10 protein-coding genes and 1 riboswitch are annotated in these 15,399 nt (G+C 64.9%); of the genes, 5 read left to right on the top strand and 5 right to left on the bottom strand.

The genetic code is table 11. The annotated features are described in order from the left end of the window. Window positions 1–2: 2 nt before the first annotated feature. Window positions 3–809 carry a (Fe-S)-binding protein gene (locus O6R08_RS00580; RefSeq protein WP_271418280.1) on the bottom strand — a complete coding sequence of 269 codons (807 nt, stop codon included), beginning with the start codon at window positions 807–809 and terminating at the stop codon, window positions 3–5. A 42-nt stretch (window positions 810–851) separates the two neighbouring features. After that, window positions 852–2,540 (bottom strand): L-lactate permease, encoded by a 1,689-nt coding sequence (locus O6R08_RS00575; protein WP_271418279.1) that lies wholly within the window; start codon window positions 2,538–2,540, stop codon window positions 852–854. 408 nt (window positions 2,541–2,948) lie between these two features. Between O6R08_RS00575 and O6R08_RS00570 the strand changes: the two genes are divergently transcribed. Beyond that, on the top strand, window positions 2,949–3,614 hold the full coding sequence (locus tag O6R08_RS00570) for a FadR/GntR family transcriptional regulator (protein WP_271419133.1): 666 nt from the start codon (window positions 2,949–2,951) through the stop codon (window positions 3,612–3,614). Between the two features lie 27 nt (window positions 3,615–3,641). On the opposite strand, the gene O6R08_RS00565 is transcribed toward O6R08_RS00570, so the two are convergent. Beyond that, a complete protein-coding gene (locus O6R08_RS00565; RefSeq protein WP_271418278.1) occupies window positions 3,642–3,959 on the bottom strand; it encodes a thiamine-binding protein in 318 nt (105 codons plus the stop codon). Window positions 3,960–4,239: 280 nt separating this feature from the next. On the opposite strand from O6R08_RS00565, the gene O6R08_RS00560 reads away from it, so the two are divergent. The 4 genes from O6R08_RS00560 to O6R08_RS00545 all read left to right on the top strand — a co-directional run bounded on the left by O6R08_RS00560 (window position 4,240) and on the right by O6R08_RS00545 (window position 12,355). After that, window positions 4,240–6,057 (top strand): NAD(P)-binding protein, encoded by a 1,818-nt coding sequence (locus O6R08_RS00560; RefSeq protein WP_271418277.1) that lies wholly within the window; start codon window positions 4,240–4,242, stop codon window positions 6,055–6,057. A gap of 15 nt (window positions 6,058–6,072) precedes the next feature. Beyond that, complete coding sequence (gene nifJ, locus O6R08_RS00555; RefSeq protein WP_271418276.1) at window positions 6,073–9,687, top strand: pyruvate:ferredoxin (flavodoxin) oxidoreductase; 3,615 nt, start codon at window positions 6,073–6,075, stop codon at window positions 9,685–9,687. A 24-nt stretch (window positions 9,688–9,711) separates the two neighbouring features. Continuing rightward, on the top strand, window positions 9,712–10,719 hold the full coding sequence (locus O6R08_RS00550) for a dihydroorotate dehydrogenase-like protein (protein WP_271418275.1): 1,008 nt from the start codon (window positions 9,712–9,714) through the stop codon (window positions 10,717–10,719). A gap of 460 nt (window positions 10,720–11,179) precedes the next feature. Further along, complete coding sequence (locus O6R08_RS00545) at window positions 11,180–12,355, top strand: glycosyltransferase family 4 protein (protein ID WP_271418274.1); 1,176 nt, start codon at window positions 11,180–11,182, stop codon at window positions 12,353–12,355. 55 nt (window positions 12,356–12,410) lie between these two features. On the opposite strand, the gene O6R08_RS00540 is transcribed toward O6R08_RS00545, so the two are convergent. Together O6R08_RS00540 and O6R08_RS00535 are read right to left on the bottom strand one after the other, a co-directional pair. After that, on the bottom strand, window positions 12,411–14,513 hold the full coding sequence (locus O6R08_RS00540; protein ID WP_271418273.1) for an ATP-binding cassette domain-containing protein: 2,103 nt from the start codon (window positions 14,511–14,513) through the stop codon (window positions 12,411–12,413). Beyond that, the gene (locus tag O6R08_RS00535; RefSeq protein WP_271418272.1) at window positions 14,510–15,139 is read right to left on the bottom strand and encodes an ECF transporter S component; all 630 of its coding nucleotides are present in this window, start codon (window positions 15,137–15,139) and stop codon (window positions 14,510–14,512) included. Before O6R08_RS00535 ends, O6R08_RS00540 begins: the two co-directional genes overlap by 4 nt. A 35-nt stretch (window positions 15,140–15,174) precedes the next feature. Beyond that, a riboswitch (TPP riboswitch) is annotated at window positions 15,175–15,279 on the bottom strand. Between the last annotated feature and the right edge of the window lie 120 nt (window positions 15,280–15,399).

The following is a 15,399-nucleotide window of genomic DNA, read 5'->3' as shown; positions in this document are numbered from 1 at the left end:
GGTCAGTCCTCCTCAGTGTTGGCGAGGATTTCGGCGATGTGAATCGGTTTGACGCCCGAGTTCTGGCGAGACAGCACACCACCAATGTTCATGAGGCAGGAGTTGTCGCCGGCGACGACGTACTCCGCCTCGGTCTCACGAACGTGGCGGGCCTTGTCGTTGGCCATGGCCGCGCTCATGTCAGGGTTCTTGATGCAGAAGGTTCCGCCGAACCCGCAGCACTGCTCGGCCATCGGCAGGTCGACCAGGGTCATGCCGCGGACGTTCTTGAGCAGTTCGTAGGGACGATCTCCCAGACCCAGCAGACGCTTGCCGTGGCACGACGGGTGGTACGTCACTCGGTGCGGGAAGTAGGCGCCAACGTCGGTGACCCCGAGGATGTCGACGAGGAACTCCGGCAGATCGTAGATGGTCTTGCTGGTGTGCTCGATCTCCTTGAGCAGTCCGGTGTCCCCGGCGTGTTCGGCAAGCATCGGGTGCTGATCGCGGACGGCCGCGACACAGGATCCCGACGGGGCGACCACGTAGTCGTAGTCCCCGAAGGCCCGCACGTATTGACGGACGGTGGGAACACCCTCGTCGAAATATCCGGTATTGGTCGTCATCTGGCCGCAACAGGTCTGCTCCCGCGGGAACTCAACCTTGCAGCCCAGACGCTCCAACAGGGTGGTGACGGCCACGCCAGTCTGGGGGAACATCACGTCATTGATACACGTGATGAACAGCCCGACGGTCATGCCCGCCCCCGGCAAGCCGGGCGAGGCGGCCCTGGTACCAGGGCTCGTAGTGGTTGTCATGGTGACCTCCATTGGTAATGAACGGATGCCAGGCGGTGTCAACCGTCAGCAAAATCAGGGGACCATCCATCCGAGCACCGGGGTCGACATGAGGCCGACGATGATGCACATCAGGACGAGCAGGATGACCGAGAACTTGAAGACCTTGCGCAGGATGACCGACTCGCCGCCAGCCAAGCCGATCGCGGTGGCCGCGACGGTCAGCGACTGCGGGGAAATCATCTTGCCGACGACGCCACCAGAAGCACCGGCACCGACGAGCAGGTGACGCATGCCCTCGACACCGAGGTGAGATCCGGCACCGATCTGCTGACCGACGCCGCTCTGCAGGCCGGAGAACAGGATGTTGGCGGAGGTGTCAGATCCGGTGACGTAGGTGCCGATCCAGCCCAGGATCGGGGCGAGGAACGGATAGACCGCACCAGCGCCAGCAATGAACATGCCGAGAGCCAGGGTCTGGCCGGAGTCACCCATGACATAGGCCAGGGCGACGACCAGGCCGATGGTCAGCATCGAGAACTTCATCTTCTTGGCGTTGACCCACAGCTCCTTGAAGACGTCGGAGAGGGACACCTTGTATATGAGGCCGACGATGATGGCGACGACGGCCAGCAGGAAGCCCGGCTGGGACAGCCACTGCCAGGTGTAGGACTGGTGGGCCGCGGCCTTTCCACCCGTGGTCATGAGGCCAGACAGGCCGGGCCACGCCATCTTGGTGTCTGCGGCCGCCAGACCCTCCTTGACAGCCGGGATGGCGGCGATGCCGAATACCACGATGACGAGGATGTAGGGCACCAGGGCCATGAAGATGCGATTGCCGGTGAGATCGGAGGTGTCGACCGCCTGAGCCTCGATGGGCTCGGTCTCGACGGCCGGGTCCATCGGGATGCCGATGCGCTCAGCAGCCTCACGGCCGCCCTTGGGCTTCCAGACCTTGAGGAAGAGCAGGGACAGGGCGACGGTGACGACGGCAGCGAAGATCTCGGTGAGGTTGTAGACCGGGGTGCCACCGACGATGACCTTGGTGACGCCGAAGACGACGCCGACGAACAGCCCGAACGGCCAGCACTCGCGAACACCCTTGCGGCCATCCATGATCGCCAGCATGAGGAAGGGGACGACGAGGCACAGGACGGCGCAGATACGGGCGGTCACCGGGGCGACCATCGCGACGTCCAGACCACCAGTCTTGGCGGCCATGAGGACCGGCAGACCGACGGCGCCGAAGGCCACCGGGACGGTATTGGCGACCAGGGCGGTGACGGCACCGCGCAACTTACCGAAGCCAATGGCGATCAACATGGCAGCGGCGATGGCGACCGGGGCACCGAATCCAGCGAGGGCCTCGAGTAGACCGCCGAAGCAGAAGGCAATGAGGATGCCGAGGACTCGCGGGTCGTCACTGATGAGGAAGAAGGTGCGGCGCAGGTCGTCGAATCGACCGGAGATGACCGTCACCTGGTACATCCAGATGGCGCCCAGCAGAATCCACGAGATCGGGAACAAGCCGTAGAGGAATCCCTGGACGCTGGAGGAGAGTGCCATACCGATCGGCATGTGAAATGCGGTGACTGCCACGACGAGGGCGACGCCCCACGAGAAGAGGCCAGCCAGATGCGCCTTCCAGCGCAGCGCACCAAGGGTGATGAGCATGGCCAGCACTGGCAGCACGGCAAGGAGGGCCGAGAGCCACTGCGTGCCGAGCGGGTTGGCCGATGGGGTGAAGGTCTGTAAAAGAACCATCGAAGAACTCCGTTGTTCAACCATTGCCTCAGGTCGGCGAACCATTGGCAAGACCGGGCCGATTTGGTCCGACCATTAGTATGGTAGGACCATTTCCAGCAAGCGTCAAGAACTTCCGTTCAATTGCTGAACGAACGATCAAACGTCTGTGCAAGAAATAAGGGTCACCTAATTTTTTCGCCTTTTTGCGGCCCTCTTTCAACGCACGATCTACGTCACGTCACCGTTGGACATACGATGCATGTTCGGTGACAATGAAGCCACTCACCAACGAGGATCCCAGCCATGACACAGACGCGCGACGCGGACTCCACCCAGCCAGACGCACACTCCCCAGGCTGGGCGCCGGAATCACAGCCAGACGAAGGCGCTGACACCGCTACGAAATCCGGCGGATTCTCGGTCGTCATGCGTCACATTGATGAAGAGATCCTCGCTGGGACATGGGTGAATGGTTCGCGCCTCCCCCCGGAACGAGAGCTCGCCGCCTCCCTGGGCGTCAGCCGGGGGGCCGTCCGGGAAGCCATCCGCGCCCTCGAGGCCCAGGGCATTCTCACCTCGGGCACTGGACGAGGCAACGGGACCCGCGTCGATGCCCATCCTTCCGATGCCATGGGACGCATCCTGCGCCTGCAGCTAGCCCTCGACGTCGTCTCCTTTGCCGACCTCACTGAGACCCGAGTAGCCCTGGAGAAGGCTGCCTGCGCGGCGGCAGCAAAGGTGCGCGCCCCAGGACCCCTGGCGCGAGCCACCGATCTCCTCGGCCAGATGCATGACGCGATGCAGCCGGACTCCTTCAACGCCCTCGACACCGCTTTCCACGTCGCCCTCGCCGAGGCCGGGGACAACCGCCTCATGAGCAACCTGACGGTGGCCATCCGCAAGGCCGTGCACCGCCCGATTCTGGAGGCCGAGCACTCCCTCATCGGATGGGAGAGCTGGCGTGACGGGCTGGTCTGCGATCACGAGGAGATGCTCACCGCGATCGAGAACGGCGACCCGGAGCGGGCAGCCGAGGCCACCGAGGCTCACATTCGCAACGCCTACAAGACCCTCCTGGTTGGACGGGACTGACGACGAGCCAACCTCAGGCCCGTTCGCTCAGCCCAGCTCCTTGTCGAGCTCGGCCTCCAACCGCTCAAGCTTGGCGTCCATCTCACCGGTGCGTCCGGGGCGGATGTCAGCCTTGAGCACCAGCGACACCCGCGAGCCGTACTCCCCCACGGCTTCAGTGGCTTTCTTGACGACGTCCATGACCTCATCCCAGGAACCCTCGATCTCGGTGAACATGGACGAAGTGCGGTTGGGCAGGCCAGACTCGCGCACGACCCGCACGGCGGCAGCGACGGCGTCAACCACGCCACCGTCCTCCCGGGAGACTCGGCCACCGCTGGGAACAAGGCTGAAGGCAACGATCATGCTCCCAGTCTTGCACCGTCTGGCGACGCCCCTGCTGACCCACTCGCGAACACCCCACCACAGACCAGGCCCCAACGACCAGCACCCACCGACCAAGGCGAAACGTCGCCACCCTTGATTTTCGATACACAAAAGGTGCGTAATTACGTCATTGCGGAAGCGGTTTAGGAAAACGTTCCTGCACCATATTTCACTCGCCCCACCCTCCTCTGCACGACCTTTCACATGTGGTCTAACATCGATTGCAGTCGGCTTGCGAACCCCACATTCACAAACCGAAATGCCGCATTTCCAACAGGAAGAGCCAGGTATGAGCACCGACACCACGACGAGTGACACAACCGACCACAACGGGTACGTCATCAGGGAGAACCAGGACATCACCCCCCGTCCCGATCTCGCCCGCACGACGGGTCGCGTCACCCCAACCCGCACCCGTAAACCCGTCTACCTCGACATGCTTCCTCCGTGTAATGCCGGATGCCCAGCGGGCGAGAACATCCAGGAATGGTTGCGTCTCATCAAGGCCCACGAGGAGGAGAAGGCATGGCGTCAGCTCACTGCCGACAACCCCTTCCCTGCCATCCACGGCCGCGTCTGCTACCACCCCTGCGAGGTGGCCTGCAACCGTGCCGACCTCGACGGGGCCGTGTCCATCCACTCCGTCGAGCGCTACCTGGGTGACCTCGCCATCGAGAAGGGCTGGAAGTTCATCAAACCCGCCCAGGCCTCTGGACACCGCGTCCTGATCATCGGTGCTGGCCCAGCCGGTCTGTCCGCCGCCTACCACCTGGCCATGCTCGGACACGACGTCGAGATCCACGACGCCGGAGACAAGGTCGGCGGCATGATGCGCTACGGCATCCCGGAATACCGCCTGCCCCGCGAAGTCCTCGACGCCGAGGTCGAGCGTCTCACCGATCTGGGCATCAAGATCGTCCTCAACCACCCCGTCAACGACCTCATGGAGGAGAAGGCCAAGGGACGTTTCGACGCCGTCTTCGTGGCCATCGGCGCCCACCTGTCGAAGCGGGTCGACATCCCGACCGTCGACGCATCCCGCATGGTTGACGCTGTGAGCTTCCTGCACAACGTCGCCGCCGGCGAAAAGCCTCTCATCGGTCGTCGCGTGGCCGTCTACGGTGGTGGCAACACCGCCATGGACGCTGCTCGCGTGGCCAAGCGGCTGGGTGCTGAGGAATCCATCGTCGTCTACCGACGCACCGCCGAGCAGATGCCGGCCCACGAGGAGGAGCGCGAGGAGGCCGAGCGCGAGGGCGTCCAGATGAACTGGCTGCGCACCATCACCGACGTTGGTGACGACCTCACCGTCGAGGTCATGGAACTCGACGAGAACGGCAAGCCGCGCGGCACCGGACGGTACGAGAAGCTCGAGGCCGACACCGTCATCCTGGCCGTCGGACAGGACGCCGACACCGGCTTCCTGCACAAGATGCCCGGCATGCGATTCCGCAACGACGTCGTCGACGTCAACCCCTCGACCCTCATGACCGACGTTCCCGGCATCTTCGCCGGTGGCGACACCGTCCCCTCCGAGCGCACTGTGACGATCGGTGTGGGCCACGGTAAGCGTGCCGCCCGCCAGATTGACCTGTGGCTCCACCGTCAGTCCGGCTATCCGACTGCCAAGAACACCACAGTCGGTTTCAACGACCTCAACCTGTGGTACTTCGGCGACCACCTGCGTCGTCACCAACCCGAGCTCGACCCGACCCAGCGCCTCGGCTTCGACGAGGTCGTCGGAGGACTCGACGAGGAGCAGGCCCACTTCGAGGCGGGACGATGCCTGTCCTGCGGTAACTGCTTCGAGTGTGACGGCTGCTACGGCTCCTGCCCCGAGGACGCCATCATCAAGCTCGGTAAGGGCCACCGCTACGAGTTCGACTACGACAAGTGCACTGGATGCGCCACCTGCTTCGACCAGTGCCCGGTCCACGCCATCGAGATGATCCCCGAGGACACCGATCCGGCCACCGTGCAGGGATCGGGCAACCCGACCCCCGGCTGGGCCGTGCGCCCTGAACCCAATCCACAACGGTCAGCTTCGCTGAAGTTCACCGTCGATTCCGAGAACTGAGAAGGAGGACTGACCATGGCAACGAGCTCCGACTCCCGCCTCCGCACCATTGCCGACGGCAACACCGCCGCCGCCTCGGTCGCCTATCGCTGCAACGAACTGTGCTCGATCTACCCGATTACCCCGTCCTCCCCGATGGCCGAGACCGCCGACGAGTGGTCTGCCGCCGGACGGAAGAACATCTGGGGCGACATCCCCACCGTCATGGAGATGCAGTCCGAGGGCGGTGCGGCCGGCGCCATGCACGGCGCCCTGCAGGGTGGCGCCCTGAGCACCACATTCACGGCCTCCCAAGGCCTGCTCCTCATGATCCCGAACATGTACAAGATCGCCGGTGAGCTCACCAGCACGGTCTTCCACGTGGCTGCCCGGTCGTTGGCCGCACAGGGTTTGTCGATCTTTGGTGATCATCAGGACGTCATGGCCTGCCGTCAGACCGGATTCGCCATGCTGTGCTCCTCGACGGTGCAGGAATGCCACGACCTGGCCCTCATCAGCCAGGCTGCGACGATGCACTCCCGGGTGCCGTTCATGCACTTCTTCGAAGGCTTCCGCACCTCCCACGAACTCAACGTTCTCGAGATGCTGTCCGACGACGACATCCGTCACTTCATCACTGACGACCTCGTCCACGCCCACCGGGAGCGCGCCCTGTCCCCGGCCCACCCGTTCATCCGCGGCACCGCCCAGAACCCCGACACCCACTTCCAGGCCCGCGAGGCCGCCAACAGCTACTACGAGAAGGTGCCAGGCATCGTCCAGTCGCTCATGGACGAGTTCGCCCAGGTTGTCGGTCGTCAGTACCACCTCGTCGAGTACCACGGCGACCCCGAGGCCACCGAGGTCATGGTCTGCATGGGTTCTGGCGCCCGCACCATCGAGCACACCATCAACCACCTCAACTCCCAAGGGCACAAGCTCGGCCTCGTCGAACTGCACCTGTTCCGTCCCTTCCCAGCCGCCGAGATCGTCAAGGCCATCCCGCAGACCGCCCGCACCGTCGCCGTGCTGGACCGCACCAAGGAGCCTGGTTCCAACGGCGAACCCCTCTTCCTCGACGTGCTGTCCGCCCTGTCAGAGGCCCACTCCCGTGGCACCCGCGCCACCATGCCGATCGTCTCGGGGGGCCGCTACGGCATCTCCTCCAAGGAGTTCACCCCCGGTATGGTCGCCGGCATCGCCGCCGAACTGGAGCTGGAGCGTCCGCGTCCCCGCTTCACCATTGGCATCGATGACGACGTCACCGGCCTGTCCCTGCCGTGGGAGCCCCTCGACATCGAGGACCCCAAGACCATCCGCGCCGTGTTCTACGGCATGGGTTCTGACGGTACCGTCGGCGCCAACAAGAACACCATCAAGATCCTCGGCTCCGACCCCAACACCTACGCCCAGGGCTACTTCGTCTACGACTCCAAGAAATCCGGATCCAGGACGACCTCCCACCTGAGGTTCGGGCCTGAACCGATCGAGGCCCCGTACCTCATCAGCCAGGCGGGATTCATCGGCATCCATGCCTGGGGAATCCTGGAGTCCATCGACGTGCTGACGATGGCCCGCGAGGGCACCACCGTCCTGGTGAACTCCCCCTACGACGCCGACGAGGTGTGGGACAAGCTGCCAGACACCATGCAGCGTCAGATCCTCGACAAGCACCTCGACCTGTGGACCATCGACGCCCTGTCCGTGGCCCGCAAAGTGGGTCTGCGCAACCGCACCAACACCATCCTGCAGACCTGCTTCTTCGCGATCTCGGGTGTGCTGCCCAAGGACGAGGCCATCGCCAAGATCAAGGACTCGATCCAGAAGACCTACGGCAAGAAGTCCCAGCAGATCGTCGAAATGAACCACGCAGCCGTCGACGCATCCCTGGAGCACCTGCACCATGTCACGGTGCCCGAACAGATGACCGCCGATCACAGCCTCATCCCGGCCGTGCGCGAGGACTCCCCGGAGTTCGTCAAGAACGTCACGGCTCGCATGATCGAGGGATTCGGTGACCTGCTGCCCGTCTCGGCCCTACCCGACGACGGCACCTACCCCGCAGGCACCACGAAGTACGAGCAGCGGACGTTGTCCGACGTCATCGCAACATGGGACCCCAAGGCCTGTATCCAGTGCGGCAACTGTGCCTTCGTGTGCCCGCACGGCGTCATCCGCGCCAAGTACTACCCGCAGTCCCAGCTCGAAGGGGCCCCGGAATCCTTCCAGTCCGCCGAGCTCAATGCCGCCGGTCTGCCGGAATCCTGCTACACCCTGCAGGTCGTCCCCGACCAGTGCACCGGGTGCGGCCTGTGCGTCGAGGCCTGCCCGGCCCACCCGGTGGGCGAACCCGACCGCAAGGCCATCAACCTCGAGGAGCACCTCGACAAGACGGTCCAGCGCGAGAACGTGGAGTTCTTCGAGACCATCCCGGTCAACGACCGCTCCCGCGTCGACTTCGCCACCGTGCGCGGCACCCAGTTCCTGGAGCCGCTGTTCGAGTTCTCCGGGGCCTGCTCGGGCTGTGGCGAGACGCCGTATGTCAAGCTCATCACCCAGCTCTTCGGTGACCGCGCCGAAGTGGCCAACGCCACTGGATGCTCCTCGATCTACGGCGGCAACCTGCCGACCACGCCGTGGGGCAAGAACGCCGAGGGCCGTGGCCCGGCATGGTCGAACTCCCTGTTTGAGGACAACGCCGAGTTTGGCCTGGGCATGCGAATGGCCGCCAACGTCCAGACCGACCTGGCCAAGCGTCGTCTCGAGGAGGTTTCCGACCAACTCGACCCCGAGCTCGTCGACGACCTGCTGCACTCCCCCCAGCTCACCGAGCACGACCTGCAGAGCCAGCAGCGTCGGGTCAAGGAACTGCAAGCCAGGCTCGCCGACCTGGAGCAGACCCCGGCGGTGCGCGACCTCATGAGCGTCGCCGATCACCTGCTGCGCCGCTCGGTGTGGATCATCGGTGGTGACGGTTGGGCCTACGACATCGGTTCAGGCGGAGTCGACCACGTACTCGCATCCGGACGCGACGTCAACGTCCTCGTGCTCGACACCGAGGTGTACTCCAACACCGGCGGCCAGGCGTCGAAGTCGACCCCGCTGGGCGCCGTCGCGAAGTTCGCGTCAGCCGGCAAGCCGACCGCCAAGAAGGACATGGCCATGCAGGCCATCGCCTACGGGTCGGTGTACGTGGCTCGCGTCGCCCTGGGAGCCGATCCACAGCAGACCCTGCGGGCCTTCCGCGAGGCCGAGGCCTACCCGGGCCCGAGCCTCATCATCGCCTACAGCCACTGCATCGCCCACGGCTACGACCTGCGCAACGGTCTCGACCAGCAGTACAAGGCGGTTCACTGTGGGCACTGGCCGCTGATGAGGTACAACCCGGTGCTGGCCGACGAGGGACGAAACCCGTTCCTCCTCGACTCCCCCAAGCCCGACAAGACGTGGCGGGAGTACACCAAGCTCGAGCTGCGCTACCGGATGCTGGCCAAGGCTCACCCGGAGGAGGCAGAACGTATGCTGGATCTGGGTCAACGCCAGGTGGAGCGTCGCTACGCCGAGTACGCCGAGATGGCCTCCCGGACTGCCGAGGACTTCGCCGTCGACGCCCGCATGTCCCAGTTCGCCGCTTCATCCAACCGCGCCTGACAGCCCACGAAGGAATGACGTGTCATGACTGATCTTCACACCAGGTACATGGGGCTCGCCCTGAGGTCACCGCTGGTAGCCTCCGCCGGCCCCATCCAGCAGAAGGTCGACGGGGTCAAGGCCCTCGCCGACGCCGGAGTCGGAGCCATCGTCATGTACTCCCTGTTCGAGGAGCAGGTGAGGCATGAGGAGGCCCGTCAAGCCGAGATCGAGTTGGAGTACATGGACTCGTTCGCCGAGTCACTGTCCTTCTTCCCGACCGTGGCCAGCAACGAGGGCGGTATCACCGAGCGCTACCTCAGCCATCTGGAGGCCAGCGCCAAGGCCGTCGACATCCCCGTCATCGCCTCACTGAACGGGGCGACGAACGGCGGCTGGGTCGACACCGCCAAACGGATGGAGAATGCCGGTGCTGCGGGCATCGAGTGCAACATCTACATGGTGCCCGGTGACCTCGAACAGTCCGCCGAGGAGGTCGAGGACCGTCACGTCGAGATCATCCAGGCCGTCAAGGATGCGGTGACCGTCCCGGTGGCCGTCAAGGTCTCGCCGTTCTTCTCGGCCCTGGGCAACATGGCCACCCGTCTGGACGCCGCCGGAGCCGATGCGCTGGTGATGTTCAACCGCTTCCTGCAGCCTGACATCAACATTGAGAAGATGCAGGTCGAGCCTGGTGTGTGGTTGTCCTCCCCGGCCGATGCCCGCCTGCCACTGACGTGGATCGCCGCCCTGTCGGGTCGTATCGATGCCTCGCTGGCTGCGTCCTCGGGTGTTGAGACCGCCGACGATGTCGTCAAGTACCTGCTTGCCGGTGCCGACGTCGTCATGACCACCTCGGCGTTGGTGCGCCATGGTGCCGGGTATGCGGCCGAGCTGCAGAAGGGTCTGGAGTCCTACCTGCAGCGCAAGGAGCTTGACCTCGACACGCTGCGCGGCATGCTCACCATCCCGGCCGATGCCTCGACCGCGGAGTACGAGCGCAACGGGTACGTCGCGGCCCTCGAGAAGGCCAAGATGACCTACGGATCTTGATTTGCGAATTCACGGCTGAGGGGCCGGTGGCGATGTCCACCGGCCCCTCATTGTGTGTCATCGGTCGTCGTCGCCACCCGCAGTCGTGACTACTCACACCCATCGCTACCCCCACGCGAGTACCCACCCATCACTACCCCCGCATACATCGCGGCCGCACAGGTGGTTCCCCCTCCCCTCATTCACTACCCCCACTCGTGTGGTGATCGGGGTGATGAAAGGGCCGGCTGCCACCTCAGGTAGCACCACCCCGGTTCATGACCGCAATCACCACACAGACGCTGGGCGTCGCCGTTGGTGCCATCAAACCCATCCACCGAGACCATCGTCGTGACATGATCGTGGCCGGCGACATCAGCCACCGGCCGCGATCGTCCACCTGTCAGGGTGGAACAAGCATGACAAGGAACTGGGAGGAATGCCCGATAGGATTGTCGGCACGAGACGTCCAGGAGGAACGATGCCCCAACGCAAGGTCAGCGTGATCAACCACTACGCCTTCCCGCCGGGGTCGGGTGGCATCACCCGCAACTTCGACATGTTCTCGCGGTTGCGCGGCTGGCAGCCCCACTTCTACGCCGCCAACATCAACCACACCTCTGGCGAGCAGATGACCGTCGACGACCCGCGCTACACCCTCGTCCCGATCCCCCAGTACAAGGGCAACGGGGTCAAGCGTGTCCTCGGCTGGATCGCCTTCGCCGCCGGTGCCGGTGCCCGCGCCCTGGTGCGTCCGGCCGACGTCATCTTCGCCTCCTCCCCACAGATCCTGGCCCCGGCCGCAGGCATGGTCGTCGCCGGTCTGCGTCGCAAGCCCTTCGTCGTCGAGGTGCGGGACCTGTGGCCCGAGTCCTTGGTCTCCGGCGGCGCCCTCAAGGAGGGATCGGCCCTCCACAAGGTCCTTCAGGGGTTGGAGAAGACCATCTACGCCCACGCCCGACAGATCGTCGTCGTGACGAAGGGCTGGGAGGACCACTTCCGCGAACTGGGCATCAACGTCGACAAGGTCACCGTCGTCCCCAATGGCGCCGACCTGGCCGAGTACGAGGTGCATGAGTCCCGCGAGGACCTACGCAAGGAGTTCGGCATCGAGGGGTTCACCGCGGTGTTCTCCGGCACCCACGCCAACTATGTCGGTCTGGACCTCATCGTCGACGCTGCCCGTCGTCTGCCCGACGTCAACTTCCTCCTCGTCGGCGCCGGGGCTCGCAAGCAGTGGGCCATCGATGAGGTCAAGAAGCTGGGCCTGACGAACGTCACCTTCCACGACCAGGTGCCCAAGTCCGAGCTGGTGCGCATCCTGTCGGCCTGTGACGTCGGTTTGCACACCGTTTCCCCGCAGTCGGTCTTTGACAAGGGGATGAGCCCCAACAAGCTGTACGACTACATGGCGGCCGGGCTGGCCGTCGTCTCGAATGCCAAGGTGCCGATCCGTGACGTCATCAGTGACGACGAGGTGGGCGCCTGTGTTGACCCGACCGAGCTCGTCGCGGGCATCGAACGGGTGCGTGACGCCGACGAGGCCACCATGAAGCGCTGGCACGACCGGGCCCGCGAGCTCATGACGAACAAGTACTCCCTACAGGCATCGGTCGACAAGCTCGAAACCGTGTTGGAGAAGGCGCTGTACCGCTGACGACACTGACCGGGCGGCTGGGAAACCCCGGCCGCTCGTGCATTACCAGGGACCGTCAGGCCAGCACAGCCGCAACGGCGGGGACCGCGACGACCAGGGCAGCGAGTGCGACTCCCCACAGGTCTCGTCTAAGCCAGCGCGACTCGACGGCGTAGGTCCGGCGAGTCGCCGTCGCAAAGCCGCGGGAGTCCATTGCCCGGCTGAGCACCTCCGATGACCTCATGGCGTAAAGCATCATCGCAAAGGTCATCGAGGACAGATACCTGACTCGGGAGGACAGGGACCGCTTCGGCCCCATCCCGCGCAGGGCGCGTACATCGGACTGGATACGCCACTGGTCTCCCAGGTGCCCCATCCGAACCACACCTGCCACCGACGCCACCACCGGGCGTTGCGGAAGGCGGGTCTGCTGGGCCAAGGCGTCACCGAGACGGGTGGGGTCGACCGCAGCCGAGGCCAGCGCCCCGGGCAGCACGAAGACGAGAATCCGCAGCCCTTGACGGGCCGCCTCACCCCACACCGCAGGGTCGGTGAAGCCGTTGTGGAGCAGCAAGGTCGTCCACACCAGCATCACTGCGGCGATGAGAACCGGAACCGTCCGAACCACCAGGGGTTTGACCCGGCGAGAGCACATCGGGGCCATGACGACGGCCGGGATGAGACCGATGGCTCCAACGAGCGTGGACCTCACGAAGAGGGACCCGACAATGCCCGCGACGGCAATGAGCAGGACGACGAGGGGGTTGATTGTCGTCAGGAAGGCCGGCGTGTGCTGTTGCGTCGTGTCGGGGGCAGGATCCGGGAGGCGATACAACGAGACGTCGACCTCCTCGTCAGCCATCTCAATGACCTGGGGGTCGTGGGAAGAGACGACCACGGCAGCCCCGGAATCCGCCGCGGCGCGGATGGCCGCCAGCAGGCTGGCACCACGGTCGTCGTCGAGGCCGACGGTCGGCTCGTCGAGAAGCAGCAGGTCGGGGTTCTGGGCGAGCGCGGTTGCGATGGCCAGGCGTCTCTTCTCCCCGCCCGAGCAGGTCATGGGGTGGGAGTCGAGAATCGGTGTGAGGCCAAAGGTCGTGACGAGGTCGCGCAGGTCGGCGTCCTCGGGAACCAGCGGGGATGCGAAGAGTTCGTCGGCAGCTGTGCGGGCGACGAGGTAGTTCTCCGGGTTCTGCGGCACCCAGGCGGTATGTCCTGGGTCGGGGAGGGTGAGCTCACCGGCGGCGGGATCGTCGAGGCCGGCCAGCAGCCTCAGGAGAGTGGACTTGCCCACCCCGCTGGGGCCCGACAGGACGGTGACACAACCACGTCGGGCCGACATCTCGACACCACGAAGCAGCATCGCGTCGGACTCGGGACGGTGGACGTCGAGGGCGACAGCACGAGCGACCGTGCCGCCGGGAGTGTCAGCGTGCGGCGGCACTTCGATGGGCTCACGCGAATCGAGGTAGTCCTCGAAATCCCACATCTGGCTGAGGGTGCCGTGATCGGTCAGCTCGACGACCTGGTCGAGGATGCCGCGCCACTGCTCAGGATGGTGATCGACGACGAACACCGTTCGGTCATGGGCCATGCGGGCGACCTCGTCGCGGATAGCGGTGGCTGATTCCTCGTCAAGCATCGAGATCGGCTCGTCGAGGAGGAGCAGCCCGGGATCGGTGGCCAGGATGCCTGCGATGGCGAGGCGCTGCATCTGCCCGCCCGACATCTTCGTGGTGGGGTGGTCGATCGGGATGGTGAATCGGGAGCGGCGTCGGGAATCCTCGACGATCGGCCAGATTTCCTCACGCGGGACGCGATAATTCTCCGGCCCGAAAGCGATATCACGTCCACACGTCGCAGCAACGACGGAATGAATCGGTTCCTGCTGCAGGAGACCAACGCTGACATCGCCATCCCATGTGCTCACTCGGCCCGACAGGTCGTGACTCTCCTTGTCCAGCAACCCGCCGATGGCGTGCACCAAGGTCGTCTTGCCAGCCCCTGAAGGTCCTGTGACAAGCACCCTTGCACCGGCGGGCAGGTGAAGGTCGATGGGCCCGAGAATGGGAGCCTCACGGTCCGGGACGCCGACGATCAGCCCCTCGACGTCGACCGGAATCGCGCGAGGACCAGAAGACTCATCAGCCCGGACGTCTCGGGTCAAAACGTCAGTCATGACAGGTTCCGCGGGGATGTCGCACCCTTGACGGTCTTGGTGCCGCGCAGGTCACGGGAGACGGCGAAGGTGTTGAGGGCGCCGGCTGCAGCCAACCCACGGACGATTCCCCAGGCCACCAGACCGCCGAGCAGAGCGCCGGAGATAATCATGAGGACGGCGTAGACGACGGTGTCGCCGAAACGAAACATCGGATAGTAGGAGATGCGCTCGTAGACACCTTCGACAAGACCGGTGAGGGCACCAGCGACGATGGCGAGTTTGGGTCCGGCCTTGCGGTAGGCGACGGCGAGCAGGCACAGCTCCATCGGCAGACTCTGCAGGACGCCCGAGATGAGGGTTCCGACTCCCCACTGGCCCCCGAGGGCAGCCTCGATGGATGCGGCGAGGAGCTCCGCGAGGAGGGGGGCACCGGGCTTACGGACGATGAGACCCGCGATGAGGGCAGGCAGGAACCAGATGCCGCTGAGACTGCCTTCAGCTGGCAGATACACGGACGTCACTGGTTTGAGAAGGCTGTAAAGAGCGCTGTAGCCGAGGAAGATGACGCCGAAGGCCACCGCGATCATGACTGGGGTGACGATGTCGATGGTGCGGTACCGCATGGCGGGTTTGTCGTTGGTCATGGAAGTCCTTCCGTTCGTTCGGAAGGGGGCGCGCATGCGCAAAGAGCCCGACTCCCTACGCCGGTCCTAACCGGTTCAGGTTCGAGGGTCTGGGCGGTGCCCACTCTCAGCATCCTGGTGATGCTCCCCTGTCGTTGAGGGCCATCTTAGTCGCGGTTGGCGGGAAGTCTCCACCCACAACGCGTTCGGCGATCCTGGTGAGAGGTGCGCAAATCCTCAGGCAGGGTCCGTCACGCGGGGGCCTGTCGCGCGCGGGCTGC

It is taken from the genome of Cutibacterium equinum (assembly GCF_028021195.1).
GTDB classification, from domain to species: domain Bacteria; phylum Actinomycetota; class Actinomycetes; order Propionibacteriales; family Propionibacteriaceae; genus Cutibacterium; species Cutibacterium equinum.
This window is presented reverse-complemented; position numbering and strand designations above follow the sequence as displayed.